This is a genomic window from Chryseobacterium sp. FW101-FHT12H09, assembly GCF_058790395.1.
The window spans coordinates 869,393-896,112 of the sequence record NZ_JBYTCP010000003.1 but is presented as its reverse complement, the minus strand read 5'-3'; the positions used below and the strand labels follow the sequence as shown (position 1 = coordinate 896,112).

27 protein-coding genes are annotated in these 26,720 nt (G+C 33.9%); 13 read left to right on the top strand and 14 right to left on the bottom strand.

Translation table 11 applies throughout. The features are described 5' to 3' along the window. Positions 1 to 80 precede the first annotated feature (80 nt). Positions 81 to 509, bottom strand: a complete 429-nt coding sequence (locus AC3WRL_RS14840; protein ID WP_492330642.1) for an organic hydroperoxide resistance protein — start codon at positions 507 to 509, stop codon at positions 81 to 83. A 216-nt stretch (positions 510 to 725) separates the two neighbouring features. On the opposite strand from AC3WRL_RS14840, the gene AC3WRL_RS14835 reads away from it, so the two are divergent. The 6 genes from AC3WRL_RS14835 to AC3WRL_RS14810 all read left to right on the top strand — a co-directional run bounded on the left by AC3WRL_RS14835 (position 726) and on the right by AC3WRL_RS14810 (position 8,464). Further along, positions 726 to 1,844: a DNA polymerase III subunit gene (locus AC3WRL_RS14835; RefSeq protein WP_492330641.1), complete on the top strand. Its 1,119-nt coding sequence runs from the start codon at positions 726 to 728 to the stop codon at positions 1,842 to 1,844. A 233-nt stretch (positions 1,845 to 2,077) separates the two neighbouring features. Continuing rightward, positions 2,078 to 3,298, top strand: a complete 1,221-nt coding sequence (locus AC3WRL_RS14830; protein WP_492330640.1) for a tail fiber domain-containing protein — start codon at positions 2,078 to 2,080, stop codon at positions 3,296 to 3,298. 375 nt (positions 3,299 to 3,673) lie between these two features. Beyond that, positions 3,674 to 4,300, top strand: coding sequence for a TetR/AcrR family transcriptional regulator (locus tag AC3WRL_RS14825; protein WP_214826846.1), 627 nt, complete (start codon positions 3,674 to 3,676; stop codon positions 4,298 to 4,300). Beyond that, positions 4,284 to 5,603 (top strand): TolC family protein, encoded by a 1,320-nt coding sequence (locus tag AC3WRL_RS14820; RefSeq protein WP_214826844.1) that lies wholly within the window; start codon positions 4,284 to 4,286, stop codon positions 5,601 to 5,603. The genes AC3WRL_RS14825 and AC3WRL_RS14820 overlap by 17 nt, the downstream gene beginning before the upstream one ends. 15 nt (positions 5,604 to 5,618) lie before the next feature. Continuing rightward, positions 5,619 to 6,731: an HlyD family secretion protein gene (locus tag AC3WRL_RS14815; RefSeq protein WP_214826842.1), complete on the top strand. Its 1,113-nt coding sequence runs from the start codon at positions 5,619 to 5,621 to the stop codon at positions 6,729 to 6,731. Between the two features lie 155 nt (positions 6,732 to 6,886). Beyond that, positions 6,887 to 8,464 (top strand): DHA2 family efflux MFS transporter permease subunit, encoded by a 1,578-nt coding sequence (locus AC3WRL_RS14810; RefSeq protein ID WP_214826840.1) that lies wholly within the window; start codon positions 6,887 to 6,889, stop codon positions 8,462 to 8,464. A 48-nt stretch (positions 8,465 to 8,512) separates the two neighbouring features. Here AC3WRL_RS14810 and AC3WRL_RS14805 read toward each other — a convergent pair whose 3' ends face one another. Genes AC3WRL_RS14805 through AC3WRL_RS14795 form a run of 3 tightly spaced genes read right to left on the bottom strand, consistent with a single transcriptional unit; the run spans position 8,513 to position 10,912 of the window. Beyond that, a complete protein-coding gene (locus AC3WRL_RS14805) occupies positions 8,513 to 9,523 on the bottom strand; it encodes a TQO small subunit DoxD (protein ID WP_492330639.1) in 1,011 nt (336 codons plus the stop codon). Between the two features lie 53 nt (positions 9,524 to 9,576). Further along, entirely contained in the window at positions 9,577 to 9,957 is a 381-nt protein-coding gene (locus AC3WRL_RS14800; protein WP_492330638.1) for a hypothetical protein, read from the bottom strand. Between the two features lie 40 nt (positions 9,958 to 9,997). Beyond that, on the bottom strand, positions 9,998 to 10,912 hold the full coding sequence (locus tag AC3WRL_RS14795; protein WP_492330637.1) for an alpha/beta hydrolase: 915 nt from the start codon (positions 10,910 to 10,912) through the stop codon (positions 9,998 to 10,000). Between the two features lie 126 nt (positions 10,913 to 11,038). Here AC3WRL_RS14795 and AC3WRL_RS14790 point away from each other — a divergent pair, with 126 nt between their 5' ends. The 4 genes from AC3WRL_RS14790 to AC3WRL_RS14775 all read left to right on the top strand — a co-directional run bounded on the left by AC3WRL_RS14790 (position 11,039) and on the right by AC3WRL_RS14775 (position 13,786). Beyond that, positions 11,039 to 11,866 (top strand): SDR family oxidoreductase, encoded by an 828-nt coding sequence (locus AC3WRL_RS14790; protein ID WP_214826830.1) that lies wholly within the window; start codon positions 11,039 to 11,041, stop codon positions 11,864 to 11,866. A 132-nt stretch (positions 11,867 to 11,998) separates the two neighbouring features. Then, on the top strand, positions 11,999 to 12,913 hold the full coding sequence (locus AC3WRL_RS14785) for a helix-turn-helix domain-containing protein (protein WP_214826827.1): 915 nt from the start codon (positions 11,999 to 12,001) through the stop codon (positions 12,911 to 12,913). Between the two features lie 4 nt (positions 12,914 to 12,917). Beyond that, complete coding sequence (locus AC3WRL_RS14780; protein ID WP_214826824.1) at positions 12,918 to 13,238, top strand: nucleoside triphosphate pyrophosphohydrolase family protein; 321 nt, start codon at positions 12,918 to 12,920, stop codon at positions 13,236 to 13,238. Continuing rightward, positions 13,235 to 13,786, top strand: a complete 552-nt coding sequence (locus AC3WRL_RS14775; protein WP_492330636.1) for a DNA-3-methyladenine glycosylase I — start codon at positions 13,235 to 13,237, stop codon at positions 13,784 to 13,786. The genes AC3WRL_RS14780 and AC3WRL_RS14775 overlap by 4 nt, the downstream gene beginning before the upstream one ends. A 96-nt stretch (positions 13,787 to 13,882) precedes the next feature. Here AC3WRL_RS14775 and AC3WRL_RS14770 read toward each other — a convergent pair whose 3' ends face one another. Both AC3WRL_RS14770 and AC3WRL_RS14765 read right to left on the bottom strand, forming a co-directional pair. Further along, a complete protein-coding gene (locus AC3WRL_RS14770) occupies positions 13,883 to 14,392 on the bottom strand; it encodes an LptA/OstA family protein (protein WP_214826818.1) in 510 nt (169 codons plus the stop codon). Between the two features lie 76 nt (positions 14,393 to 14,468). Further along, complete coding sequence (locus tag AC3WRL_RS14765; protein WP_214826814.1) at positions 14,469 to 14,840, bottom strand: winged helix-turn-helix transcriptional regulator; 372 nt, start codon at positions 14,838 to 14,840, stop codon at positions 14,469 to 14,471. A gap of 92 nt (positions 14,841 to 14,932) precedes the next feature. Here AC3WRL_RS14765 and AC3WRL_RS14760 point away from each other — a divergent pair, with 92 nt between their 5' ends. Continuing rightward, positions 14,933 to 15,463 carry an NAD(P)H-dependent oxidoreductase gene (locus AC3WRL_RS14760; protein WP_261512825.1) on the top strand — a complete coding sequence of 177 codons (531 nt, stop codon included), beginning with the start codon at positions 14,933 to 14,935 and terminating at the stop codon, positions 15,461 to 15,463. 152 nt (positions 15,464 to 15,615) lie between these two features. On the opposite strand, the gene AC3WRL_RS14755 is transcribed toward AC3WRL_RS14760, so the two are convergent. From AC3WRL_RS14755 to AC3WRL_RS14745, 3 genes are all read right to left on the bottom strand, one after another. Beyond that, complete coding sequence (locus AC3WRL_RS14755; protein WP_492330635.1) at positions 15,616 to 16,119, bottom strand: TlpA family protein disulfide reductase; 504 nt, start codon at positions 16,117 to 16,119, stop codon at positions 15,616 to 15,618. 80 nt (positions 16,120 to 16,199) lie between these two features. Beyond that, complete coding sequence (locus tag AC3WRL_RS14750) at positions 16,200 to 17,786, bottom strand: patatin-like phospholipase family protein (protein WP_261512820.1); 1,587 nt, start codon at positions 17,784 to 17,786, stop codon at positions 16,200 to 16,202. Positions 17,787 to 17,986: 200 nt separating this feature from the next. Beyond that, positions 17,987 to 18,886 (bottom strand): magnesium transporter CorA family protein, encoded by a 900-nt coding sequence (locus AC3WRL_RS14745; RefSeq protein WP_214826795.1) that lies wholly within the window; start codon positions 18,884 to 18,886, stop codon positions 17,987 to 17,989. A gap of 73 nt (positions 18,887 to 18,959) precedes the next feature. Here AC3WRL_RS14745 and AC3WRL_RS14740 point away from each other — a divergent pair, with 73 nt between their 5' ends. Then, a complete protein-coding gene (locus tag AC3WRL_RS14740; RefSeq protein WP_492330634.1) occupies positions 18,960 to 19,982 on the top strand; it encodes a 3-oxoacyl-ACP synthase III family protein in 1,023 nt (340 codons plus the stop codon). Positions 19,983 to 20,043: 61 nt separating this feature from the next. On the opposite strand, the gene AC3WRL_RS14735 is transcribed toward AC3WRL_RS14740, so the two are convergent. From AC3WRL_RS14735 to AC3WRL_RS14725, 3 genes are all read right to left on the bottom strand, one after another. After that, positions 20,044 to 21,204: a thioredoxin family protein gene (locus AC3WRL_RS14735; RefSeq protein ID WP_492330633.1), complete on the bottom strand. Its 1,161-nt coding sequence runs from the start codon at positions 21,202 to 21,204 to the stop codon at positions 20,044 to 20,046. A 188-nt stretch (positions 21,205 to 21,392) separates the two neighbouring features. Then, positions 21,393 to 21,605, bottom strand: coding sequence for a hypothetical protein (locus tag AC3WRL_RS14730; protein ID WP_214826789.1), 213 nt, complete (start codon positions 21,603 to 21,605; stop codon positions 21,393 to 21,395). A gap of 274 nt (positions 21,606 to 21,879) precedes the next feature. Further along, positions 21,880 to 22,590, bottom strand: coding sequence for a hypothetical protein (locus tag AC3WRL_RS14725; protein WP_492330632.1), 711 nt, complete (start codon positions 22,588 to 22,590; stop codon positions 21,880 to 21,882). Positions 22,591 to 23,152: 562 nt separating this feature from the next. Here AC3WRL_RS14725 and AC3WRL_RS14720 point away from each other — a divergent pair. Next, positions 23,153 to 23,965, top strand: coding sequence for a helix-turn-helix domain-containing protein (locus AC3WRL_RS14720; protein WP_214826787.1), 813 nt, complete (start codon positions 23,153 to 23,155; stop codon positions 23,963 to 23,965). A gap of 191 nt (positions 23,966 to 24,156) precedes the next feature. Here the strand turns inward: AC3WRL_RS14720 and AC3WRL_RS14715 are convergent, their stop codons facing one another. Then, a complete protein-coding gene (locus AC3WRL_RS14715; protein ID WP_214826785.1) occupies positions 24,157 to 24,378 on the bottom strand; it encodes a cytochrome C551 in 222 nt (73 codons plus the stop codon). 491 nt (positions 24,379 to 24,869) lie between these two features. Then, positions 24,870 to 26,495: an L-glutamate gamma-semialdehyde dehydrogenase gene (pruA, locus tag AC3WRL_RS14710; protein ID WP_261512814.1), complete on the bottom strand. Its 1,626-nt coding sequence runs from the start codon at positions 26,493 to 26,495 to the stop codon at positions 24,870 to 24,872. Between the last annotated feature and the right edge of the window lie 225 nt (positions 26,496 to 26,720).

The window sequence follows — 26,720 nt, the reverse complement described above, 5'->3', positions numbered from 1 at the left end:
ATCCTATTTATTGTTGCTGAAAGTTTTATCTAAATTATTGATTTTTAATTAATATTTAGATTATTGCTTTATGATTAATTTTAGGATTCGGTATTTGTAACACTTAATTTTACTTCGATATTTCCCCTTGTTGCATTGGAATAAGGGCAAACCTGATGTGCTTTTTCAATCAGGGATTGTGCTTCTTCCAAAGATACTTCAGGAATGTTGGCATGTAGATCTACGGCAAGACCAAAACCACCATTTTCCAATTGACCAAGACTTACTTTGGCTGTAACCTTTGTTTCGCCTGTTTTTATTTTGCTTTGTTTAATGACCAAATTCAAAGCACTGTCAAAACACGCAGAATACCCTGCTGCAAATAACATTTCTGGATTTGTAAAATCCTCGTTAGCACCACCCAGGCCTTTTGGCATCCTTACTTCAAGATCTAAAACTCCGTTTTCACTTTTTACATGTCCATTTCTTCCTCCCGTTGCTGTAGCCGCTGTACTGTATAATACTTTCATAATGTTGAATTTATTTTTTGTTTAATTGTTAAACAAATGTATTGTTAAAAATTAAATTGTATACAATTTAATTAAATGAATTTTTTTAAATTGATTATTGATGCTGACTATAATTACATCCTTTGTTTTAAAAAATCGTATCCGGAGATTATTTTTTTAACAAATACGGTGTATTAAATTTCCGGAAATTGAAAGAAGATTTTTTATCTTTGGAGCATGAATTGGGAGAACATTGCCGGTCAAGAGAGCCTGAAAAAACTTCTTAAAGACAGTATTAAAGAAAACAGAGTAAGCCACGCCCAACTTTTTGTCGGAAAAGAGGGATATGGGACATTCCCACTTGTATTGGCTTATGCAAAAGAGATCTTACAAAGGGAAAATGAACATGCTGCTTCAAAAGTTGAACATTTAAATCACCTGGATCTCCACTTTAGTTTCCCTGTTTATACGGATAATAAAAATTCATTAAGTAAAAATAAGTTTGAGGATTTCAGAGAAATGATCCTTGCATCACCCTATGCAAGCTATGATGACTGGACGGCATTTTTAGATTCAGAGAATAAGCAGCTTTTTATTTCTGCAGATGAAGTAGATGACCAAAACCAGAAATTCTCTCTTAAGAGTTTCGAAGGTGGAACTAAAATTCTAATTGTCTGGAGGGCAGACAAAATGAACATTGCAGCGTCCAATAAGTTTTTGAAATTTTTAGAAGAACCACCTGCAAAAACCATTATCCTCCTTACGGCAGAAAGTTCTAATGATATCTTACCTACCATACTTTCCAGAACGCAGATCGTGGAAGTTCCCCGGATTAATGATGCGGATATTGAAGCATATTTAAAGAACAGTTTTTCCGTTTCAGATGATCAATCCAGAGAAATAGTCCATGAAGCCCAAGGAAATCTTAATGATGCAATAAAGCTTTTAAAGTCAGAGAATAAAAATGAAGAATTTGAAAGGCTTTTCATTCAGTGGGTGAGAGATGCTTTTCAGGTAAAAAAGAAACCTGAATTTCTTAAAAATATTATTCTTTGGGCAAGGGAAATTGCAGGATGGAATAGGGAGAAACAAAAAAACTTTTTAGACTATTGTTCTGAAATATTCAGGCTGGCTCTATTGCAAAATTACCAATCGGAAAGTCTGGTTTATAAAAAAATTAATGCAAATGGTTTCAATTGGACAGGTTTTTCCAAATTTATCAGTGGAGCAAATATTGAAAGTATCTTGGAAGAAATAAGCACTGCTGATCTGCATCTCACCCGAAACGGAAATCCTAAAATTATATGGACCGACCTTGGGATCAAGCTTTCAAGGTATATTCATAAAACAACATAGAAGTTTCACAGTGGTTAAAGGTATATAATATCAAAAACAATTTACATAATAAAGAGTCCGGTATCTTACCGGACTTTTTTATTTTTAAACGAGTCAGAATCATACACTTATTATAAAATAGTGACACTTACTAAGAATATTGCTACACTTACTTTTTTTAAGGATGTGAAAAGTTTTACATGATAGTATCTTTATTGACAAATGGATAAATCCAATCACTAAAAATTAATACTATGAAAAAAATCACAACTTCTTTATGCCTTTTATTTGTATTAGGCGCAACTTTTTCTGTTTCTGCACAGAACGTGTGGACAGGTACAGCTATACCAACTACAACTGGTGGTGCAGTAGGAATAGGTAACACAGCTCCTACGGCGAGACTGGATATTAATTCAGGAAGTACTATTTCTGCATTAAAGATCAATCATGGATACAGAGTGTTTAACGGAACTAATGTTCCTAATATCATAGAAGTCTACAACCAGGTTACGAATATAATACCTCCGGTAAATCCAGTATTAATCAACTGGCTGAGCTATGGTGGCGTTTTTGGGCTTCAGTCTTTATCGAATACCGTAAATGAAAGCAGGATGATGTACAATGATAATTTGGGTAATGTAAGGTCTTCAGGGATTGCCATGTACTCTAGTCCGAGTTTTGGTAACGGAACGATCATCAACTCAATTAGGGGAGTGGCTTATTTAAATTTCCTGAATGGGGGTAATGGTTCTCCAACCGGAGGGGTTACTGTTTTGGGAAATGGAAATAACGAACTTTATGTAGATGGACGTTTACAGGTTTCATTTGAGGCAAGAGCTCAGTCTTTTATTTCAACTTCCGACAGAAGATTAAAGGATAATATTAAACCTCTTAAAGACATTCCGGGTAATCTATTCAATCTTAATACATACTCTTATACTTTTAAACCTAAAAAAGAAGGTGAAGGTAAAGCTGATACTAAACTGCATTTTGGTCTTATTGCTCAAGAAGTTGAAAAGGAATTTCCAAACTTAGTTACTATAGATGAAAAAGGAAATTATGCACTTAATTATATTGAAATAATTCCACTATTAATCAATGAATTAAAAGATCAGAAAAATGAAATTAAAGATCTGAAGGCTAAGATGGATGCAATAGAAGCAAAGCTGAATGCTATGGGTGATAATAAAAATACTTCTCCATCTATGGTGAATACATCCACATCTTACTCTCTGGAACAAAATGCTCCTAATCCGTTTAATCAGGAAACGGTGATCAGATTTAATGCAGGTGACACAAATGCCGCGATAGGAATATATGATCTGAGTGGGAGACAAATGCAACTTATTCCTATTAAAAAAGGTGAAAAACAAATCAGTGTTACTGCACGTACGTTGACAGCAGGAACCTATATTTATAATCTTGTTGCCAATGGTAAGATCATAGATTCAAAAAAGATGATCGTAACCAATTGATCTTAAACTGATACCATTAATTATATTCAACTCCGGCTATTTGCCGGAGTTTATTATTTAATTCCTTCCCAAGTATATTTTTCTTTCTAATGAATTTTTATAATTTTCATCTTATTTAATCTTTTAGCGGAATAATTTTTTTCTTCCGACACAAGCGGACCTGCTGATTTTAGTTTAAATATTTTAAATTTAATTCACGTATTTGTAAATTAAATTTAAACCTTTTATGGAAATTTAGTATTTTTAATTAGCCAAAGTGTATTAATTTTCAGTTAGTTATATTAACTGAAATTAAAAACATATTAAAAAATCAATCAATCGTTTGATTTTGTGAAAAACTTATGTAAATTTGCGGCTTCAAAAATGAATAGTGACATGATTTCAAAAGAAGAAAATATATTATTTGCCGCAGAAAAACTTTTCGCAGAAAAGGGTTTTGAAGGAACTTCTACTAGAGAAATTTCTAAGGCAGCGAATGTAAATATTTCCATGATTTCCTATTATTTTGGTTCAAAAGAAAAACTGTACGAGAAATTGGTTGAATACAGAATGAATGAAGGCCAGTTTTTTTCGAAAGATATTCTGGAAAGAACTGACATCAATGAATGGGAGAAAATAGAGAAGATAGTAGATAAGTTTTCAGCGAAAATAAAAGATCAAAAATGTTTTTACAGAATTATGCAGCGGGAGCAATTACATGCTGAAAATCCACAGATTGTAGAATTCCTTAAACAAACAAAAATGGTCTTTATCTCTACGTATTCACAAATACTGGAAAGCGGATTGAGAAAAGGAATTTTTACAAAAAATCCACCTATTTATTTATTACATGCAACGGTAAGTGGAACATTGTTCTATGCATTTAATGGGAAGGAAATGTATAAGGAATTCTTAAATGACACGGAAGATGAAGAAGTTTTTGATAAAAAATATTACGCAGAACTTAATAAACATATTAAACATATACTAAAAGACCTTTTAGGTTATGAAGAAAATAAATAATTCCATTATTGCACTTTCTCTATTTATAGGAATTGCAAACACAAATGCTCAGGAGAAAAAACAACTCAGCCTCGATGAAGCTGTTCAGTTGGGAATCCAAAACAGCAAGAATCTTAAGATCGATGCGGCTAAGATTGAAGAGGCTACAGCAGATCTTTTGGAAGCAAAAAACAAACAACTGCCTGATTTTAAACTTTCGGGGCAGTATATGCGTTTGACAAATGCAAAAGTAGATTTGAAATTTTTAAATGAATCTGGATCTGGAGGTGGAGGTATGGCATCTCCGAAGTCTGTATTTTTAGGTCAAGCCAATTTATCAATGCCTTTGTATTCAGGAGGAAGAATAAAGTATGGAATTGAATCTGCGAAATACCTTGTAGAAGCATCAAAATTAAGCACTGAAAACGATAAAATAGCAATTGCTTATAATGTTGCACAGGCTTATAATAACCTGTTTAAAGCAAACCAATCTATTAAAGTTTTAGAGGAAAACCTTACTGCCTCAAACCAAAGGGACGAAACGTTCCTAAAAATGGAAAATAATGGTTTGATCGCAAGAAATGACCGTTTAAAGGCAAATCTTCAGACTTCAAATATTGAATTACAGTTGTTGGAGGCTAAAAATAATTACAATATTGCCAACATCAATATGGATTTACTATTGGGAATTCCGGAAGCGACAATCATTGAAGTTGATCCTAATTATATAGATGAAGCTCAGGATGCTAAACCTGTAGATTATTATTTAACTGAAGCTCAGCAAAACCGTAAAGATTTACAGGCTCTAAGTCAACAAAGAAGAGCGGCACAGCTTGGAAGCAAAGCGGCAAAAGCAGAGAACTTACCTACAATTGCATTGACAGGTGGTTATATTGCAGCAGATGCGCCTGATTTTTTAACAGTTTATAATGCGGTAAATGTTGGAGTGGGAATTCAGTATAATCTGGCTAATATCTGGAAGAAGAATTCATCATTGAGACAGTCTCAAGCCAGAGAAAAACAATTGGAAGCAAGCAATGAACTTTTAAATGATAATATTAAGCTTGATGTAAACAGAGAGTATCAAAATACAGACTATTCAAAACAAAGAATTGCTGTTTTCGAAAAATCAGCTGTTCAGGCGAATGAAAACTATAGAATTACTAAAAATAAGTTTGATAACGGTTTAGCAACAATGACAGAGCTTCTGGATGCAGATGCCGCACAGATTTCAGCAAATGTTGGGGTGATTAATGCAAAAGCAGATGCCGCATTAGCCTACAGAAAACTATTACAAACTACAGGAACTTTAACTATTAAATAAAAGAATAATACCACAATGGAAAATAATAAAACAGAACAAATCGAGAACTTAGAACCAAAAAAGAAGAAAAGTTTAGTTTTTCCTATCATTTTAGCGGTTGTATTAATTGGAGGTGGAATTTACGGATACAGAACTTATTCTTACGGGCAGATTCACGAAGAAACGGACGATGCACAAATTGCTTCCAATATGAGTCCTGTTATTTCTAAAGTTTCAGGATATGTAACAGAGGTTAAAGTAAAAGATAACCAGTTTGTAAAGAAAGGAGATACTTTGGTTATTTTAGATAGCAGAGATCAGAAAATGGCATTAGAACAAGCTGAAGCAGCATTATCTACCGCAAAAAGTAATATTTCTACTGCACAGGCTTCAACTACTGCAACTTCTAAAAATATTGGCAGTTCAGAAGCAGCTGTTGCAACAGCGAATGCTCAGATCGAAGCAGCAAAAGTAAATGTGTGGAAAACTTCTTTAGATTTAAAAAGATACGCTAATCTGGTAAAAGACCATTCTATTACGGAACAGCAATACGAGCAGGCTTTGGCTGCAAAACAATCTGCTGACAAGCAATTACAGGTTTTAGTAGAGCAAAGAAATCAGATCGCTCAGCAGACAGGGATTGCTTCTTCTCAAACAGAAGCGAGCTCTCAGCAAATAAGCGTTGCAGGTTCAGTCGCTAAACAAAGACAGGTAGACGTAGAAAATGCAAGATTAAACTTATCATACACTATAATCCTAGCTTCAGAAGATGGATATGTTGGAAAAGTTCCTATTCAGGTTGGACAATATTTACAGGCAGGAGCGCAATTATTCAGTGTCGTGAAAAATGACCAAAAGTGGGTGGTAGCGAACTTTAAAGAAACTCAGGTTGATAAAATGGTGGAAGGACAAAAAGTGAAAATTGAAATTGATGCTTTCCCTGACCAGGAGTTTGAAGGTGTAGTAAGCTCTTTTTCACCAGCAACAGGAGCTACATTCTCTATCCTGCCTCCAGATAATGCAAGTGGTAACTTCGTAAAAGTAGTACAAAGACTTCCTATAAAAATTGACTTTGTAAAACTAGATCCGAATATCGCTAAAAAACTAAGAACAGGAATGAATGTGAAAGCTGAAGTTTCGTTAAAATAAAATATGTATTAGTGTATTCATGTAAAATGTATTTATGATTTAAATGATGGCTAAAGCCATTGATTAATTGACTTTATTTTAATAATAAATCTCAATCTTTAAATCAGTCTTATTAGATTTTACATGAATACAATTGTACATCATACAAAATTACTATGCAAGATTCATTAGTAGAATATGGAGCCCGGAGAGTAATCATTACGATTACGGCTATTCTTTGTGCTCTGCTTGAAATTGTGGATTCCACGATTGTGAACGTTGCCTTGAATGAAATGAAGGGTAACCTGGGATCGACACTTTCAGAGGTAGGTTGGGTAATTACGGCTTATGCAATAGGTAACGTAATTATCGTACCAATGACCAGCTGGCTTTCACAACAGTTCGGACGTAGAAATTATTTTGCTGCTTCTATTGTTATTTTCACCATATTTTCATTTTTATGTGGAAATGCTGACAATATCTGGGAACTGGTCTTTTTTAGATTATGCCAGGGTATTGGAGGAGGAGCATTATTGGTAACCTCACAAACAATTATTACAGAATCATACCCAATTGAAAAAAGAAGTATGGCTCAGGCGATATATGGATTAGGAGTTATCATTGGTCCGACTTTGGGTCCGCCATTGGGAGGATATATTGTTGATAATTTTAGCTGGCCATATATTTTCTATATCAATATTCCAATTGGTATTGCTGCAACTTTGATGACTTTACAATTTGTAAAAAGTCCCAAATTTGCTGAGAAACGAAAAGCGTCTGATGTCGACTGGCTGGGAATTGCCCTGTTAGCTGTTACGGTAGGATCATTACAGTTTATTTTGGAAAGAGGACACGAAGAAGATTGGTTTGCAAGTGGAATGATCGTAGCCTTTACTGTATCTGCAGTATTAGGATTTATACTATTCCTTTGGCGGGAACTTACCTGTAAATATCCTATTGTAGAATTACGGGTTTTAAAGAACAGTAACCTGAGGATCGGAACCGCTATGTCCTTTGTATTAGGATTTGGTTTATATGGTTCTACGTTTATTGTACCGTTGTATACCCAGAGTATTTTAGGATGGACGGCTTTACAGTCGGGTGCGTTAATGATTCCGGCCGCTTTAACAACTGCTTTTATGATGCCTATTATTGGTAAATTGCTTTCAAAAGGAGCCAAACAGCAGATTCTGGTATCATTGGGACTATTTATATTCTTTGTTTACAGTTTCTGGGGGTATAAGATCCTTACACCGGATACCAGTAAAGAAGCATTCTTCTGGATGTTGATCGTGAGGGGAGCTGGATTAGGACTTTTATTCATACCCATTACGTCCTTGTCCTTAAGTACATTAAAAGGTCAGGAAATTGGACAGGGAGCTGCATTTACAGGGATGATGAGACAGTTAGGAGGATCTTTTGGGATTGCTGCTATTACTACCTTCATCGCTAACGCGAGTCAGAAATACAGGGTAAACCTTATTACCCATCTCGATAGTGACAGTTTTGAGGTACAGCAAAGATTAGCTGCCCTGAAAGCCAGTTTTATATCTAAAGGGATGACTCCTGATAATGCATTAAATGCTGCCTATAAAATGCTTGATCTCTCAGTAACCAAACAGGCAACGGTACTATCTTATATGGATGTTTTCCTTTATTTAGGAATCGCTTTCTTAATTTGTATACCGTTTATCTTATTTGTAAAAGAAAGAAAGAGTAAAGAAAAAATAGATTTGAGTGAAGCCATGCACTAAATTTAATCAAAAACCTCCGAAGATCTTCGGAGGTTTTTTTATTAGTAATTAAAGTTTAGATACCCATTCGATACCACTGATATCAATCAGTTTTATACTGTAGATCTTATCTTTTTGATGGAGAATATCTTCAATGCTAACGCGTAAGTCAGCTTTGGCTCCCAATGGAATGATCAAACTGTGTTTGCCTGGTTTTACTTTGGCAACATAGTGATTTTTGATGTTTTCTGATTTCAATTTCGAAAGCTCATGATGATCCAATGCTTTTAAGACAGTTCCGTTCTTATCCATAATATGAATTCCGATAAGAAATGAACCATAAACATCAGCACCCTCAGTTCGATAAATTTCAAAATTTATATCAGAGTGGATTAAATTGAGATTGGAGATTTCAATCTTTGGCTTCACTGATTTATTGTGCAAAGTTCCCCAGACCCCACCATGAAAATATTGATTGGTATAAAGAGTCATTCCAAAAATAAACAGGGAAGTAACCAATACTAAGATTTTTGGGTTTTTAATAGGAAAATTACCGGAACCAATCCATCGGAACCATTTCTTATTGGTAAAGCCAACCTTGTTCTTTAAAAAATAATGATCCACTGAGTATGGTCCACTACCAGTAAGAAACAATGTGAATCCACCGGCAATTCCCAATACACCAATCTGCCATTCATCAAGGCAGGTCGTTCCAAGCCAGCCGGAGCCCAATAAAATTCCAAAAGCCAGACCGAAGATTCCAATGCTCATTAATCTTGTGAATGATCCTAAAATAATAAATAGTCCGACAATAGCTTCAAGGATTGTAAAGGTTACCATGGAAGTATGTAAAGCATTGGGATGAGTAATCAGATATTCTATGACCGGTTTGATTCCTAAGGCATTTGGAAGAAAGTGATTGAATTTTTCTCCAATATATCCTCCTTCATCAGGATCGAGCTTATTTTCAAGAATCAGACGTCGCCAAAAGGCTGAAAAGTAAGTCCATCCGATAACCATACGGATAGATAATGTATATAAACCAGCCATATCAGCAGGCTGATTGGTATTGTTTTTCATTGAATGTATATTTTACTTAATAATTGAATTAAAAAATGATCTTTGAACTTAGTCTAAACCACGTTTAACTTCAATTGTTTAAATAGAATATATTTTGGAGGGCTACTTCCGGAAGTTGCTCCGGAATATGGGTTGCAGAATGTTTTATCCTCTTTAGAAAAGTTTAAAACAGAATTAAACTGAAAAGTAAAATCTTTTCCAGATCTGGAATTTACTTTTAAAAGTACAATTCTTTTTGATGAGGTTTCCGTTGCGCTGTCACAGCTGAAACTCTGACTCGCAGTAACTTTAACTTTATTAAAAGAGCTGATATGTTCGATGTCAAAAATACCAAGCAAATCTCTTTTAACAGAGCATGGAGATAATGAAAACATCAAAACAAGCATCATTATGATTGCTTTGGAAATCTTCTTATGTATTATTAGATCCGACATCTTTTACAAAACTAGTCTATTAAAATGCAATGAGAGAATTTTAATGCCTATGATGAACAATAAATTTCAAAAATTCATCCTGTTGATCAACAAACAGGTAGTGAGAGCAGTTATCTACGAGTTTAAAATTTTCTTTTCCTGTAATATGTATAAGATCGTTAATTTGTTTCTCGGAGAATATCCCGTCATCTTTTCCATAGATTGCAAAAATGGGAACCCCTTTCTTTTTTATGTTTTTCAACATATCTTTATTGTCTAGATTATTTTGAGCTTCATTTTTATAAAACTTTAGTGGTGAACTGGGATTGCGGAAATTATTTTTATAAAAATCGCTGGCGTTATAGTCATTCCTTAACTGCTGACTTTTTGGAGTTTGATTGGGCATCGTGAAAAAATTAAGTTCACTGGCTATATCATAACAGCTTTTTCTGTATTCGGCAGAGTTTTTATTTAAACTATCAATATCATTAATCTGCTTCAGTTTTGAAGGATCGTTTTTAAATTTTTCCTTAGCCTGATGTAGAATATGATCATAGGTTTCCTGTTGGGAAAATAAAGCACCGACAAGCATCAGTGAGCTGACTTTCTGAGGATATTGATCGGTAAATAAAGTCGCTATGATCCCCCCGAAACTATGTCCGAGGATGTTGGCTTTTTTGAGGTTATAGGTTTTATAAATCTGCAATAAGTCATCGAAACTTTCTTTAAAAGTCATGGTTGCATTGTCATCTTTAGAACGTCCTTCACCACGTCTGTCATAAACAATCACATAAAATCCTTTATTAGCCAAAGCTTCAGCGGTAGTAGCTTCAAATAATGTGGCATTGCCACTGGGGCCACCATGGATAAAGATAATAGGTGGGTTGTCTTTGTTTCCGTAATCTTTAGAATAGATATTTTGAGCTTGAACAGAGCTAAAAGGTAGAGTAAAAAGAAGGAGCAAGATCCATTTCATAAGTGGCTGATTATTTTTGCTAAACTAGTCATTTCTGATATTTCGTCAAAATAGCTACAACGATACTCAATATGGCTACTTTTAATTTTCAATTTCTGAAGACCTTTGTAGTATAAAATTATAACAATGCAAAAAACAATTTTTATCACCGGAGCATCGTCAGGTTTGGGAAAAGCTACCGCCAAGCTATTTCAAAGTCACGGATGGAATGTTATTGCCACGATGAGAGATCCTGAAAGCGAGACTGAACTTACAGCTTTGGAAAATGTGTCTGTTATCAAGTTGGATGTTACTAATAAAGAAGAGTTAGAAGAAACTATCGCACGGGTTCTTACCGAAACTCAAATCCATGTCGTTGTTAACAATGCAGGTTATGGATTAGTTGGTCCACTAGAAGCTTTTACAGACGAACAGATCAAAAAACAGATCGACACCAACCTGATGGGGGTGATTCGTATTACGAAAACTTTCACTCCTTATTTCAGAGAAAGAAAAGAGGGTGTGTTGATCAATATTACTTCCAGTTTTGGACTGATGGGATTTCCAACATGTTCTATCTATAGTGCCACCAAATTTGCTGTGGATGGTTTTTCGGAAAGCATGGGCTATGAACTGGCTCAGTTTGGGGTTCAGGTAAAAGTGGTCGCTCCAGGAGGAATTCAGACTGATTTTGCTGGCCGTTCATTAGATGCCGCTCAACATAAAGCATATCAACAATTGGCTGAAAAAGTACAGGAAGGTTACAGCCCGGAACAAATTGCCAATTATTCGAAATCAGAAGATATTGCCAGTGTTATTTATGAGGCCGCTACAGATGGTAAAGATCAGCTGAGATATGTTGCGGGTAAGGATGCTATTGCTTTATATAATGACCGGAATACAATTGGAGTCGAAAATCATGTCCAGAAAATAAAATCCGGTTTTGTATTTGATAAATTAGAGGCTAGAAATTAGAAGATGAAACATGAAAGATGAAAAGTAAATAATTCTAAGGTAATTACTCTCAATTTTCAATTCTCCACTTTCCATTTATTAAAAATTTCCTACTGACTAACAGTTGTCACAACCCAATCTTATCTTTGTATCATGAAAACGAATCATTCACCTGTTCATTTCCGTTCATTATCAGCTTTGCATGAGGCAATGGGATTATCTGCACCCCTGCATCCTCTCATTACTATTATTGATTATGATAAAGTAAGCTTTGATCCAAAAGCTTTCCAGCAGGGGACAAAATCGGATTTTTATAAAATATCTTTTAAAACAAAGTTTAACGGTAAAATTCGTTATGGACAAGGGTACTATGACTTTGAAGAGGGTGGGATGTCTTTTGTGTCACCAGGTCAGATCCTTATAATGGATCAGGAAGAAAATAGCTACAGTGGCTTGTCATTACATATTCATCCGGATTTTATAAGACCATATTCTTTAATGAAAAAAATTAAAAACTACGGTTTCTTTTCCTATGCCACCTCAGAAGCACTCTACCTTTCCGAGAAAGAGAAGAAAGCTATTCTGGATGTTTTTGAAAATATTCAGAATGAATTAAATGAAAGAATAGACCAGTTCAGTCAGGATGTTATTATTTCACAAATAGAATTGTTACTTACCTATAGCAATCGCTTTTATAACCGCCAGTTTATTACCAGAAAAGCGACGAATAATGATCTTTTATCCAAAATGGAAAATTTACTGGATGATTATTTTGATAAAGAGAAAGGAATTAAAGGTTTACCGACAGTGGAATATATAGCCTCACAACTCAATCTTACACCAAGGTATCTGAGTGATATGCTTCGACATCATACAGGGCAAAATGCACAACAGCATATCCATGAGAAGTTAATTGAAAAAGCGAAAGAGTATTTATCAGAAGCACAACTTTCAGTTTCTGAAACGGCTTATCAGCTTGGATTTGAACATCCCCAATCATTCAGTAAACTCTTTAAAAATAAAACGAGACAGACTCCTAACCAATACAGGCAATCCCTCAAAAATTAAAATAATGGACCAGAATAATTTAGATGAAATCATAAAGCGTTCTTTGAATATCAGAGAAAAGTACCACGAGTTGGAAACGAAGCAAAATGGCAGTGAATGGACGTTGGAGCAAGATACATTAGGCTACCTTACCGATGCTGGACTTATTGGAAGAGATATCATGTCATATGAAAAAACGTGGCTGAAAAAAGATTCAGCGTCAGAATTGGAACATAAATTAGGAGAAAATATCTGGTGGTTGATTATCTTAGCAGATAGAACAGGCATTGATATTAAAGATGCTTTAGAAAAATTTTTAACTAAAACAGAAAATTTATTTAAATGAGTTATTGTTCAGCCATAGAAGGGATGCAGCCGGAAAGCAGAAAAATATTGCATAAGAATTATCATGATAATCATTACGGATTTCCTATTCATGATGATAATGAATTGTTTGGAAGATTGATTATGGAAATCAATCAGGCTGGACTGAGCTGGGAAACGATCTTAAAAAAAGAAGAAAGTTTTAGAAATGCATACGATAATTTCAATATTCAAAAAGTATCAGCATACACGGAAAAGGATCGCGAGAGACTATTGAGCGATCCTGGAATTATTAGAAATAAATTAAAAGTAAATGCCGCGATTGAAAATGCAAAGACCATTATTCAGTTACAGGAAGAATTTGGTTCTTTTGAAAAATGGCTGGAACATAACCATCCCAAAACTTTAGAAGAATGGATGAAGCTATTTAAAAAAACATTCAAATTTACTGGCGGTGAAATTGTAAACGAATTTTTAATGAGTATTGGTTACCTGAAAGGAGCTCATACAGAAAATTGTTCTGTTTACAGTATCATAATAAAACATAAGCCCATGTGGCAAAAAGGATAAAGTAAAAGCCTCCCAGTTAGGGAGGCTTTTTTATGTTCTATTTTATTGAGCAGGAATGATTAATAACCATCATCTTAGCGTTTAAACAATGAAATGTTACTTCAGACTTCTTACAGAAACCTCTGGTTTTTCTCCCTGAGGAACAATGAAAATAGCATTGTCACTTATCGCATCTCCGGCATCAAAATAATAGCTGCCTATTACAGGAATCACACCATTAGTCAGCTTTCCGGATCTGTCATAAGCGGTGTAGGTCACATTGATCATCTGAGCTTTCATTTTAAGCTGGATTTTTTTTGAAGTAAGCTTTGATCCTGTTGCATTGATGCAGTCTAATTCTACAATGCCGATGTTGGTTGTAACCTGAGGATAAGAGGATAATCTGATATTGTATGATTTATCGGAAGTATTTTTAACAGTAGCTGAAACTTTGTAACGGTCAAATGGCTTTCCGCCCACTTCAATACTTTCTTTATTTAAAATATTAAAAGTTACACTCATTCCATTAAGATCAACAGATTGCCCATCAGTTATTTTTTGAGCATTAATAGAGGTACTGAGACTTATTACTGCAAACAGTAATAATAAAAGAAATTTATTTTTCATGGTATAATGGTTTTCAGATATAAGTGTCCTATGATTAAAAGTACAAAAAATGTTCATAAAAATGATACTATGTACTTTAATTATTGGCCTTGCGAACAATTTCTTTATGTTCTTCTCCCCATTGTTCCAGTCCTTTAATAATAGGCTTCAGCTTATAACCGATTGATGTAAGTTCATATTCAACGCGGGGCGGAACTTCAGCAAAAACTGTTCGCGTAATGATCTTGCTTTCCTCCAGTCTTCGAAGCTGCAGTGTAAGCATGCGTTCTGTGATATTAGGAAGGAGCTTTCTTAATTCTCCAAATCTTAATTTTCCATTCATTAGCCAGCTGCATATTGCCAGTGACCATTGTCCACCAATGACATTTGAAGCATATACTTCCGAACACTCATCTGAAAGTACTTTTTTATTGGCGAAATTTGTTGATGTTTCTTTTATTTTACCCATTACTTACCTTTTTTACAGTACCATACATTTAGTTGCTAATGTACAAAATGTAAGTTACATGAATTATTTTTGCAATAGAAATTTAATTAAAAATGAAAACATTAGTTATCGTAACCCATCCAAATATGGATGATTCTCTGATCAATAAAAGATGGATGGAAGCACTGGCTCAGTATCCGGAAAAATATACGATCCATGATTTATATAAAATATATCCTGATGAAAAAATTGATGTGATTAAGGAACAGGAATTAATAGAATCTTATGATAAAATTATTTTTCAGTTTCCTTTTTATTGGTTCAGCAGTCCGCCACTTTTGAAAAAATGGCTTGATGAGGTCCTTACGTACGGTTGGGCATATGGAAGCAAAAGTGGATATAAAGTAGGAGGGAAGAAAATAGCGTTGGCAGTCAGTGCTGGAGTAAACGAAGAAGACTATTCAGCAACAGGCGAATATAAATATACGATGGAAGAATTGACAAGGCCTTATGAGTTGAGTTTTGAATATATTAAAGCCGATTATAAAGGAATATTTACCTATTTTGGAATGGAGGTCAATACCACTCAGGAATGGGTTGAAAAAAGTGTTTCCATGTATCTGGATTTTATTGATAGCTTGTAATCTTTTTATATGATAGTACTTTCAACTCTGTTCAGTATGTACTGTGTATTCTTTTTTACCGTCTGATAAAAACAGCTAGTATTAGAAATGTCATCCTGAGTGGAGTCGAAGGGAGCTACTGTAAAGATTTATATGTTTGTAAACCTTTTTCCTTAATATTCATCAAACCTTTTTTTAATTGAATCAAATTTTTCTTCACTAATAATACCCATGATTTCTCTGATATTCCCGTTTTTATCTACAATAAAAGTCATTGGATATCGCTGAACTACAAATAGCTCCTTTAATTGTTGACCGGCATTGGTTACTTGCTGAAAATCAAAATCATGTTTTAATAAAAACTGGGTTACTTTTTCTTCAGTGTCTGGAGTGATTCCCATGAAATTTATTTTATTCCCTACAGATTTTTTTAGTTTAACCAGATCCGGTATTTCTTTTAGACATGGTTCACAGGTGGTGAACCAAAAATTGAGTAATGTTATTTTGCCTTTTAAATAATCTGCACTGTAATTTTTACCGTTCTGATCTTTAAATTTTTCGATTGGAAAGTGAGTATCCAATCTATTTTCAAGATCAGGAAATGTTCGTAAAGATTTATTCTGTGCAATTGAATATAAACTAATAATTAGAAGAAATAGGGTCGCTGTTTTTTTCATATTTGTTTATAGTATTTCTAATTGGTTTTTTCAAGTATAATATTTTGCCAATCTAAAGCTTCTAAAATACTCAAAATCTCTTACCCCACAGTCTTCGTATCTTCTTCTTTCAATATTTTTTTCTCTTTCATGGAGATCAGCATCCGTTCTGCTTTATATTTTTTCCAATCAAATTGATTAAGAAAATCTAGGGCGGCGAGAAAACCTGCGTTAAAGAGCTGTTCCTTTTCTTCTCTTTTCATGAAGAAATTAAGCCAGCTGCTGGTTCCACAATCTACAGTCTGGATACTGTAAAGTCTATAGAATGTATGTTTAGTCAGGAACGATTTATCATTAAATCCTTTCAAGGTATTAATCATATTTCCGGCATATGAAAAAGGGGTTTTCATGATCTCAGCACTTGTTTTTCCTTTTTCGGTATCGGTTTCAGATTTACTGGTCAGCTGTACTCCGAATAAAGGCATTCTGGGATAAAAAACATCATTCATGTGAAAAAGATCAATCGGAAAGTTCGAAATACTTCCACCATCAATGAAAACTCCCACAGGGTAGATATTTTCTGGTTTTGTGTTCATCCAGAATCTCCAGGCATATTTCACGGAATCATCATCCTTATCGATCCTTTTCTGTAGAGGTTCGAAAAAGAAAGGAACCGACATAGAAGCACGCACAAATTCGGCAGGGCTGCTGTGTTTCAATTCTTCTTCAGACCAATATAAATTAGCCATTGTAGGAAGTTCAACTTTTATCTTAGCATTGATATCGGTTGCTATCACCACATATTCTGATTTTAGCTGATAGAAAGGGTTGTCCTTATAATGGTTATTGTTAACAGCACTTTCATAAAATATTTTATATTGGGTTTCATCAATATGTTCCCGCATATTGGTCTTGATCTCTTCAATACTTTCGAGTGCAATTGTATAATATTCCTGATTATTTCCATAACGGTAATTCAGGTTGAGGTCACGCTCTTTTGGAGCAAATTTCAGATTAAGTTCGGTCACCGTTTTTACTCCAAAACCATCAAGAACATCTTTCATTGCATTGAGAAAAGTATTTCCTGGATTCAGTCCGCTATTTTGTTTTCGGAAATCATTGTAAAACTTTTTAATACAGAAAAAAAGTATGATTAAAGGAATAACGGGTACAAGGAAAAGAAGCTTTGCTTGCGTTATCGTTCCGGAGGGAACAGCAAAAGGAGTGATGATTAAAAGAATTAAAATAATAGCTGCAATAATGGTATTTATTTTAAGAAAGTTCTTGTTATTGAGCATCGCATGAATGGTGGTTCGTACATAAGGTTTACCATCCATAAAGTCTGCAAAATTCCAGTTGAACAAAATTTCTTTGATGGCTTCGCTTTTTGCTTCCTCTTTGGTTTTGTATGCAGCGATTAGCATGGTATTAATTGCTCCCGCACTTGTTCCTGCAACTTTCAGGAAACGAATACCAAATATTTCAAGACCATACAGATACCCAACCAGAGCACTGCCCCAGACTCCACCTCCTTCCTGTACAAATTCAACATACTGATTACCATGAGCATCCAGTAGATCAGAAAATTCTTTAGACGAAATATTCTCATGCAAAGCAATGAGCTTATCTTTAGATTCCTTTGAAAGAACATTCTCATCCAGAATTTTATTAAGAAGATCGGTTTTCATGGTGGTTTGGTGTTTGCTTAAATTGTTAAACATCTCAACTGTCATTGCGAACCATTGTTGCAAGAGATTGCTTCGTCACTTCGCTTCTCGCAATGACAATGTTCCTTGCGATTAACTGATGTTTTTAATTATGATGATATAAAAATAATAATAATTACGATCTAAAACAGAGGTGTTTTCCCCCTAATTCATCCGTGAAATTACCATTGTTTTCTTCTTGCATAAATAAAGGTTACGATGACAATTAAAGCCATTAATCCAAGAGTGAAAAAGTATCCATGCTTATGATGCAACTCAGGCATATTGTCAAAGTTCATTCCGTAAACTCCGGCGATAAAAGTGATAGGTAAGAAATAAACTGAATAGATGGCCAGTACTTTCATTACCTGATTTGCCTTTTGATCGGAAAGTGCCAGGAACATTGAAATAAGGTTGGTGATCTGGATATTCAGATGGTCAAAATCAGCAACTACATCCTTATGTTTATCTTTCAGGTCTACAAATTCAGAATCCTGCAGGTTTAAAAGCTTAAACTTATCCACAGCATCTGTAGAAATGATCAATACTCTGGAATTTAATCCCGATTTTCTTTTTAATTTATAAAGTCTGCGGATCTGTGTCGTATGATTGGTATTTTTCAGGAAGATCTCATTTTCGATATTATCCATGGTTTCCAGTAAACTGATCGATTCGTCATCAAAACTTTTCATGATCAGTAAAGCGATCATTAATGCTATTTTTACGCATGATGTGTTTTCCTGATTTTGAGATAATTGTTTTTTCGTTTCAGAGATACTTCTTGTTTTCATCCTGTGAACAGTGATAATGGTATTCTCTAAAATAAAGATTCCAATTTTGGTGCTGATATCACTTATTGTATTCAGGTTTTTTCTTTCCAATTCAGTACTTTCCCTTAATAAAAAGAATTTTACATTTCCATCCTCTTCATATTTAGGTAAGTGATTAGGATCCAGAGTATCTTCCAAAAGAAGGTTATTGATCTCATATCGTTCATGAAGAAATTGCAGATCTTCTGCAGTAGGAGCTTCTACGTCTACCCATTCGCAGTGGGAATCTCTGTATATAGTGTCAATTGGCATAAAGTAAAAATACTAATATTTTGAAATACTATGGATTAAATAAGTTTATCTTTGCCAAAATTAAAAAAACTATATGATTAAAAGTACAATAAAAGGAATAGGATTTTATGTCCCGGATAATGTTGTAACGAATGATGATCTAGCGAAATTAATGACCACTAATGATGAATGGATCACAGAAAGGACAGGCATCAAAGAAAGAAGACATAGAAAAAACAGAAACGATTCTCAGGAAACTACCGCTTATTTAGCTTTCAAAGCTTCTGAAAAAGCGCTTGAAAAAGCTGGTTTAACGGCTAAGGATATAGACTATATTGTTTTTGCTACTCTTTCTCCGGATTACTATTTTCCAGGCTGTGGGGTACTGCTTCAGGATATGTTGGGTTGTGATACCATTGGTGCCCTTGATGTAAGGAATCAATGTTCAGGGTTTGTATATGCAATGAGCGTTGCGAATGCTTTTATTAAAACAGGAGTTTATAAAAATATTTTAGTAGTAGGTGCTGAAGTTCATTCTTTTGGACTGGATTTTTCTGATGAAGGAAGAGGCGTTTCTGTGATCTTCGGAGATGGAGCAGGAGCTATTATACTTTCTGCTACTGAAGATGAGAATGCTGGAGATATTTTAGCTTTCAATATGCATTCTGAAGGGAAATATGCTGATGAATTGTGTACACAGTTTCCAGGTTCAAAATACGGATGGAGTGACAGGATGAGAAAAGAACCGGAAAATGTCACCAACAAGGAAGTGTATCCAATTATGAATGGAAATTTTGTATTTAAACATGCGGTAACAAGATTTCCTGAAACGATGCAGGAAGCATTAAACAAAGCAGGAAAGACAATTGAAGATCTTGATATGTTTATTCCACATCAGGCGAATTTAAGAATTGCACAGTTTGTACAGCAGAAATTTGGACTGCCGGATGAGAAAATTCATAACAATATCCAGAAATATGGAAATACAACCGCAGCATCTATTCCAATTGCTTTAAATGAAGCGATTGAGCTGGGTAAGATCAAAAGAGGAGATTTGGTTCTTCTTTCTGCTTTTGGAAGTGGATTTACCTGGGGAAGTGTGCTGTTCCAATATTAATTATTAAAAATAAAAAAACCGTAGAGCAATGCTACGGTTTTTTGTTTTATTAAAAGTTTAATTAAAGACTTTTTAGTAATTTTTCAGTGTCTGAAGCATCCTCACCTGAAGCTTTAGCAAGTGCTATTGCTTTTTCAGCCCAAAGTTTCGCATTTTTCTTATCACCAACTTTGTTATAAAGATTGGCTAGAGTGTCAGTATTGGCAGAATTTTCACTTTTCTTTACAGATTCCTGAGCCCAAAGAACAGCTTTTTCAAGAGATGATTTTGTGGTTACATTTTCAAAGAAATCCCATGCAATAGAGTTTAACTCCTCAGAAGATGCAGTAGAATAATCTTTGTATAATTCTAAAGTTAACGTCTCATAAGTTGGGATGTCTTTATTTTTTAAAGCCCTGCTCGCTTTTACTTTTTTAAATACTTTATCAGCTTCATCCTTACTCATGAATTTTTGAGTTTCAGTTGAAAAGTATTTCTCATCCCAGGTTTTAGTATCTGCATTATAAGATTTTTTCAGAATACTGTTTAGCTTGATGTTTTTATCAATCTTATCATACTTATCTACAGGGAGGATAGCAATGATAGAAGCTTTTTTATCCTTAAAGATTTTATATAAAGGGCTATCCGTACTTTGAATTCCAGAAAGTAACAATTGAATATCTTCCTGGTCCAAAGTTGGTTTTGCCTGGAAATAACGGTCTAAGACTTTACCAGCAAATTCGCTGTCATTATAAATGGTAAGTCCTGCAAGATTCTTTAAAAATTCAGGATCTTTTTCTCCCCCTTCAAATTTTTGCTTTAAAGCAGTCAATCTCTTGTTAGGATCTTCAGCATCTTTAGCAAATTGAATAAAATCTTTCTCTTCTACATATCCTAAAGTTCTGTGTACTTCTTCACCATTTCCATTGATAAATAAATACGTTGGAAAAGCTTTTACATTATATTTCTTAGCCAGATCGATCCCTTCACCCTTTTCCATATCAATTTTTGCATTGATGAAATGAGCATTATAGTAATCTCCAACATCTTTTAATGGGAAGATATTTTTTACCATTAGTTTACATGGTCCACACCAAGAAGCATAGGCATCGATAAAAATAAGTTTGTTTTCTTTTTTCGCTTTGGCAACAACGCTTGCGAAGCTGGTATCTTCAAATTTTATCCCTTGTCCAAATGCGACAATTCCGATAAAAATGGAAGAGAGTATAGCTAACTTTTTCATAAATACTTTTTTATTGATTGCAAATGTAATAATTATGTTAATGTGTAAGTCGCATTTAAGTGAAAATAGTTGCGATGTTTTTTTATTTTTAAAAATTATTTCTAATGATTGAGCTATTTGACTAATGATTTGATTTTTTAACCACGTCACTGAAAGCGAAAATCCGCAGAATTTCTGCGGATCTTTTATTATTTTGTTTTTGTAGAATCTGATTTCATTTTTACGGTATCTGATTTTGTGGCTGGAGCTTGATCTGAATTGGCTACCGCAGAATCTCCCATCGTATTTCGCATTGCATTTTTATCATGCTCATCTTTAAATTCTTCACGTTTTTCCTTGTTCTGAGCACAGCTACCTAAAAAAAGTAAACCTAAAACCGCTCCTATCCATAATTTTTTCATAGTATATTCTTTTAATGTTTGTATCAATCAAATATAGAAAAATATTAATATTGAATTTATCTAAAGTAAAAGAAATGATGATATGGCATTTTTCAAATAGAGATTCATTCTTTCAAAAAAAGCTGCGTTAGACAGGATATAGAAAAACTGTAATTAAATATGATAATGAGAAAATAGGCTATTTTAAGTTTGTTTAGTCAAATACAGAAAAAATTAATCCATCACATTTTTCGTATGATGGATTAGACTATATACACAAATTATTTGATGTTACTTAATTAGAGATTTTATAAATGTAAAAAGAAGAGGCGCTGGAGCCTAATAGCCCAAGATCTAAAAGAGAAGAGCCTGTAAGTCCAAAAGAGATCTTATCACCAGCTTGTAGAGGATATACTGAATTAATATTACTTTCGGATATTGTTAAGCTAAGGAGAAGTAGATTGATCCCACTAAAAACCCGTGTGTCTAAAAGAGTGACTGTTGTACCTGTCGTTTTCAATATGCCAATACCAGGCGAATTAGCTAATACAGATGCCTGCAATCCAGTGCCATAGCGAAAGGTGTAGCCTATAGCGTAAATTCCGGTTGATGGTACTGTATATGTATAGTCAGTATTAGAAAATAAAGCGATATTTCCAACTGTTCTTTCAGTTGTTGCAAAATTAACCGCTCTAAACCCAGCAGGAAATAATCCCAGACTAAGAAGACTGATACCTGAAGTTTTTTTTGCTGCATAAGCAGTGGTATTTGTATTGACAAGCGTATTGATTATCGATGGGTCCATCTTTGAGACCTCATTAGTGCTTTGATTGATTGCTAAAAGTTGATAGCCAGATATAGAGGGAACCTGTGGAACCGTTCGGATTTTTGTGTTTCCATTAATGTCTAAAGAAGCTGTTGGAGTTGGTGTATTAATCCCTATTTGGGAAAATAATGAAGTTGAGAAAGCAGCTAAAATCAGAGTGCAAGTTTTAATTTTCATCATTTTGATTTTTTTAATTGTTTTGTTATTTTTAAATTTAAAAAGCATGTTTTTTTTCAAGAAATATTTGTGATAATAATTCAAATGTAGTTGAATTATTATAATGAGTAATAGATTCAAAATTTATAAATAATGGTTATTAGAAGGTATTTGTAACTGCTTTTTTATTTATAATTTATAATTGATTGATATTGTAAATTATAAATCAATAAGTGGTGATTTTTTTTAATTTTAAAAAAATATCCCAATTTTCTTAGTAGGATAGGTAAATTATTTTTTTATCTGATTTTAGAAATCGTTGAGCTTTTTTGTATCAAAGAGGGTTAAATTCGCTGAAAATATTATTAATGCGAAGGATCATTTGTATTTTGGGCTTTCCTTTAGATAATATGGAGCCATTTTATTGAACTTCAATGTATCACCCCATCGCTTTTTACTGTATTCTAATCAGGAAACTTTAGATAAGTTAATTAAATGGGCATTAATTATAAAAAAAGAAAATAGCATGTAATTTTTAAACTATTTTTGAGACTCATTGTATATCACATTATTATATTGAAAAAAAATGGAACTGAAATTAATGAGGCCGAAGGACAAAACGCTGGCTAAGTACATGGAAGGATATTATTTCCTTAATAAAGACCGCAGTTCTAAGGATATAGAATATCTTACTTTTCCCAATAATTATAGTATATTATCTGTATCACAAAATATAGAATTGAAATTCGGTGAAAATGAGATAAAAGCAATAGGAATTAATAATGGTAGATTTTCATCCGATTTAATATGTCACTACAAAAAACCTATAAAAGTCTCTATACAAGGTCACTTCAATGAGATCACTTTTTATTTTAAGCCGTTAGGGCTTAATGCTTTTTTAATAAAACCACTTAAAGAATATACCAAAGATTTTTCCCAAGTTTTTTTACCTTATGATGATTATAAGGAATCCATGATTTCTATTTTGAATGAGAAAAATAATGAAAAGCAAATCGACATGATCGAAGAATTCTGGATGTCTAAATACGTTGGTTTTAATCATTCTTTTTTTACTGATTTGGTAGATGATGTAATGAAAGATCTGGATAAATCGCTGGAAAGCCATGCCACTCAGTATAAAACCAGTAGGCAAACGATCAATAAACTTTTTGATATTCATTTAGGTAAAAGCCCTTCAGATTTCAGAAAAATCCAACGCTTTCGTGAAACACTTATACAGAGTGTAGATAAAAAAACACTCACAGAACTAAGTTATGATCATTTGTTTTACGATCAATCTCATCTGATAAAAGATTTTAAATCATTAACCGGTTTAACGCCCAAGAATTTTTTTGCTAAAGTCTATAGTGAAGGAAAAGTGAAATGGTTATTTCTTTAGCTTACTTTACAATTTTACAATTTTTTTGTTTTCCTGATCTTTATTTTTGATACATATTTAATGACCATGAAAACTAAAATTAATATGTTATTAATGAAATAAAAAAGATCAGCCCCTTTATAAAGCCTTCATATATCAAAAAAATCCGCGGCGTTTCAACTGCGGATTTTCCATATTTAGTTTAAAAATGATTATCGAGTAGCTGGAGCTTTAACCGTATCAGTTTTCATCTTGATACTATCAGGAGTCGCCATCTTTGTTTTCATTGTATCAGTAGTAGATGGTGTTGTCGTTTTTACGGACTGATCTACTGCTGTAGAATCTTTATTTCCTGATGACATCTGTGGCTCCTTCGTTCCGCAACTCACTGCAAATATCCCTAAACCTAGGGTTAATAACACTAACTTTTTCATATTATCCTATTTTGGTGTACTAGTAAAAGTTCAATAATTGTTCCTAACTGGGTTTATAAATTATTAAAAAAATAATAAAATGATTAAAATTTTGTTAATAATGGACGGAAAGTTGGTATATGGAGGAATAGAGGACTGCTGATTGTGTCGGAAACTTACGAGCAACAATAAAAGCTGCATAACAAGAAATAGTTAGAGATTTCTTTTGGCTTGCAATGATAGGTTTCGTTCTTATCTATAGCATGTTTTTATAAATTATGTCGAACTTTGTCATTCTGTAAGAATCAAAATATACATAATACCATTTAAATTTCTATCAATGATTATCATTCTTGCAGATTATGGAGATTTCTCAGATAGAATAAACACATCAGCTTAATTCGCAAAATCTACGAAAGCATAAAAGAATATTCTTCAAAAGGACAAGCACAAAAAAGCCCCGAAAGTAAAATTCCGGGGCTTATGTTAATGATCAATGATCACTTATTATTTTATCCCAAATATGGATATTTGTAATCTTTAGGAGAAACAAAAGTTTCCTTGATACTTCTTACAGACGTCCATCTTAGAAGATTCATTTTAGAACCTGCCTTATCGTTCGTTCCTGATGCTCTACCACCACCGAAAGGTTGTTGTCCTACTACAGCACCTGTTGGCTTATCATTGATGTAGAAATTTCCTGAAGCATTTTCCAATGCTTTGAAAGCCTCGTTTACAGCATAACGATCTTGTGCAAAAACAGAACCTGTTAATGAATAAGGAGATGAAGAATCTACTAATTGTAAAGTTTCTTTCCAGTCTTTGTCTTCATATACATAAATACTTAAGATAGGACCGAAGATTTCTTCAATCATGCTCTCATACTGAGGATTTGTAGTTTCAATAACGGTAGGGCTTACAAACCAACCTTTAGAATCGTCACATTTCCCACCAATTGCTATTTTAGCTTCACTAGAGTTTTGAGCTCTGTCGATATATCCTTTGCATTTTTCAAAAGAATTTTTATCGATTACTGCATTTATAAAGTTAGAAGGATCTTCAGGGGAACCGATTTTTATAGTACTCATCTGAGCTTCCATTACTTTTTTCACATCTTCCCAAAGAGATTTAGGAACATATGCTCTCGAAGCAGCTGAACATTTCTGACCTTGATATTCGAAAGCTCCTCTTACTAAAGCTGTAGCTACAGCTTCAACATTAGCAGAAGGGTGAGCAATAACAAAGTCCTTACCACCAGTTTCTCCAACTATTCTTGGATAGGTTCTGTAGTTATGGATATTATCTCCGATCATTTTCCACATTCCCTGGAATACTTTTGTAGAACCTGTAAAATGAAGTCCTGCAAAATCACGGTGTGCCAATACTTTTTCAGCTGTATCTTTTCCATCAGTGAAGATCATATTGATAACCCCTGCAGGAAGACCCGCTTCAGTTAATACATCCATAATCACTTTAGCAGAATAAACCTGTTTATCAGAAGGCTTCCAAACCACTACGTTTCCAAGCATTGCCATACAAGTTGGCAGGTTTCCTGAAATCGCTGTAAAATTAAATGGAGTTACTGCAAAACAGAACCCTTCCAATGGTCTGTATTCTACGCGGTTCCAAATTCCATTATCAGAAATTGGCTGCTCAGAATACATTTCTGTCATAAATTCAACATTGAATCGTAGGAAATCGATAAACTCACAAGCTGCATCAATTTCAGCCTGGTGCACGTTTTTAGATTGTCCGATCATTGTTGCAGCATTGATCACGTCTCTGTATGGTCCTGCTAATAGATCAGCAGCTTTTAAGAAGATGGCAGCACGCTGTTCCCATCCAAGCTCATTCCACTCTTTTTTAGCAGCTAATGCAGCATTGATCGCATCATCCACATGTTGCATTGTTCCTTTGTAGTAAAATCCGAAATCATGAGCATGATCCTGAGGAGATTGAAGCTGAACTTTTTCGTCAGTTTTTACTTCCTTTCCGTTAATGACCATTGGGATTTCTATTTTTTCAGCCCACATTTTTTTGTATGTGGCAATAAGGCTTTTTACTTCAGCTGAACCTGGTACATAAGAGTTTACGGGCTCATTCACTGCAAGTGGAACTTGCGAAATTGCTTTTGACATATATTTAAATTGTTTTTAATTAAGTCTGTACCACAAATTTACGATAATTCGTGCAAAGAAAAAATAAACCATAGTTTTTAAAAAATATCATTTACATTAATATACTCTATAATAATTGCATTAATTCATGAATGAAAATAAATTGTTTAGGTTGTTTTTATTTCGATTTTATAATTAAATGAGAGAATGTATCTAATGTGAATAGTAATTAATATCATCTCATAT

What these genes read in the sequence shown, in the direction of transcription:
- AC3WRL_RS14840 (WP_492330642.1), bottom strand. Translation starts at nt 509, where the DNA reads ATGAAAGTATTATACAGTACAGCGGCTACAGCAACGGGAGGAAGAAAT.
- AC3WRL_RS14835 (WP_492330641.1), top strand. Translation starts at nt 726, where the DNA reads ATGAATTGGGAGAACATTGCCGGTCAAGAGAGCCTGAAAAAACTTCTT.
- AC3WRL_RS14830 (WP_492330640.1), top strand. Translation starts at nt 2,078, where the DNA reads ATGAAAAAAATCACAACTTCTTTATGCCTTTTATTTGTATTAGGCGCA.
- AC3WRL_RS14825 (WP_214826846.1), top strand. Translation starts at nt 3,674, where the DNA reads ATGATTTCAAAAGAAGAAAATATATTATTTGCCGCAGAAAAACTTTTC.
- AC3WRL_RS14820 (WP_214826844.1), top strand. Translation starts at nt 4,284, where the DNA reads ATGAAGAAAATAAATAATTCCATTATTGCACTTTCTCTATTTATAGGA.
- AC3WRL_RS14815 (WP_214826842.1), top strand. Translation starts at nt 5,619, where the DNA reads ATGGAAAATAATAAAACAGAACAAATCGAGAACTTAGAACCAAAAAAG.
- AC3WRL_RS14810 (WP_214826840.1), top strand. Translation starts at nt 6,887, where the DNA reads ATGCAAGATTCATTAGTAGAATATGGAGCCCGGAGAGTAATCATTACG.
- AC3WRL_RS14805 (WP_492330639.1), bottom strand. Translation starts at nt 9,523, where the DNA reads ATGAAAAACAATACCAATCAGCCTGCTGATATGGCTGGTTTATATACA.
- AC3WRL_RS14800 (WP_492330638.1), bottom strand. Translation starts at nt 9,957, where the DNA reads ATGTCGGATCTAATAATACATAAGAAGATTTCCAAAGCAATCATAATG.
- AC3WRL_RS14795 (WP_492330637.1), bottom strand. Translation starts at nt 10,912, where the DNA reads ATGAAATGGATCTTGCTCCTTCTTTTTACTCTACCTTTTAGCTCTGTT.
- AC3WRL_RS14790 (WP_214826830.1), top strand. Translation starts at nt 11,039, where the DNA reads ATGCAAAAAACAATTTTTATCACCGGAGCATCGTCAGGTTTGGGAAAA.
- AC3WRL_RS14785 (WP_214826827.1), top strand. Translation starts at nt 11,999, where the DNA reads ATGAAAACGAATCATTCACCTGTTCATTTCCGTTCATTATCAGCTTTG.
- AC3WRL_RS14780 (WP_214826824.1), top strand. Translation starts at nt 12,918, where the DNA reads ATGGACCAGAATAATTTAGATGAAATCATAAAGCGTTCTTTGAATATC.
- AC3WRL_RS14775 (WP_492330636.1), top strand. Translation starts at nt 13,235, where the DNA reads ATGAGTTATTGTTCAGCCATAGAAGGGATGCAGCCGGAAAGCAGAAAA.
- AC3WRL_RS14770 (WP_214826818.1), bottom strand. Translation starts at nt 14,392, where the DNA reads ATGAAAAATAAATTTCTTTTATTATTACTGTTTGCAGTAATAAGTCTC.
- AC3WRL_RS14765 (WP_214826814.1), bottom strand. Translation starts at nt 14,840, where the DNA reads ATGGGTAAAATAAAAGAAACATCAACAAATTTCGCCAATAAAAAAGTA.
- AC3WRL_RS14760 (WP_261512825.1), top strand. Translation starts at nt 14,933, where the DNA reads ATGAAAACATTAGTTATCGTAACCCATCCAAATATGGATGATTCTCTG.
- AC3WRL_RS14755 (WP_492330635.1), bottom strand. Translation starts at nt 16,119, where the DNA reads ATGAAAAAAACAGCGACCCTATTTCTTCTAATTATTAGTTTATATTCA.
- AC3WRL_RS14750 (WP_261512820.1), bottom strand. Translation starts at nt 17,786, where the DNA reads ATGAAAACCGATCTTCTTAATAAAATTCTGGATGAGAATGTTCTTTCA.
- AC3WRL_RS14745 (WP_214826795.1), bottom strand. Translation starts at nt 18,886, where the DNA reads ATGCCAATTGACACTATATACAGAGATTCCCACTGCGAATGGGTAGAC.
- AC3WRL_RS14740 (WP_492330634.1), top strand. Translation starts at nt 18,960, where the DNA reads ATGATTAAAAGTACAATAAAAGGAATAGGATTTTATGTCCCGGATAAT.
- AC3WRL_RS14735 (WP_492330633.1), bottom strand. Translation starts at nt 21,204, where the DNA reads ATGAAAAAGTTAGCTATACTCTCTTCCATTTTTATCGGAATTGTCGCA.
- AC3WRL_RS14730 (WP_214826789.1), bottom strand. Translation starts at nt 21,605, where the DNA reads ATGAAAAAATTATGGATAGGAGCGGTTTTAGGTTTACTTTTTTTAGGT.
- AC3WRL_RS14725 (WP_492330632.1), bottom strand. Translation starts at nt 22,590, where the DNA reads ATGATGAAAATTAAAACTTGCACTCTGATTTTAGCTGCTTTCTCAACT.
- AC3WRL_RS14720 (WP_214826787.1), top strand. Translation starts at nt 23,153, where the DNA reads ATGGAACTGAAATTAATGAGGCCGAAGGACAAAACGCTGGCTAAGTAC.
- AC3WRL_RS14715 (WP_214826785.1), bottom strand. Translation starts at nt 24,378, where the DNA reads ATGAAAAAGTTAGTGTTATTAACCCTAGGTTTAGGGATATTTGCAGTG.
- pruA (WP_261512814.1), bottom strand. Translation starts at nt 26,495, where the DNA reads ATGTCAAAAGCAATTTCGCAAGTTCCACTTGCAGTGAATGAGCCCGTA.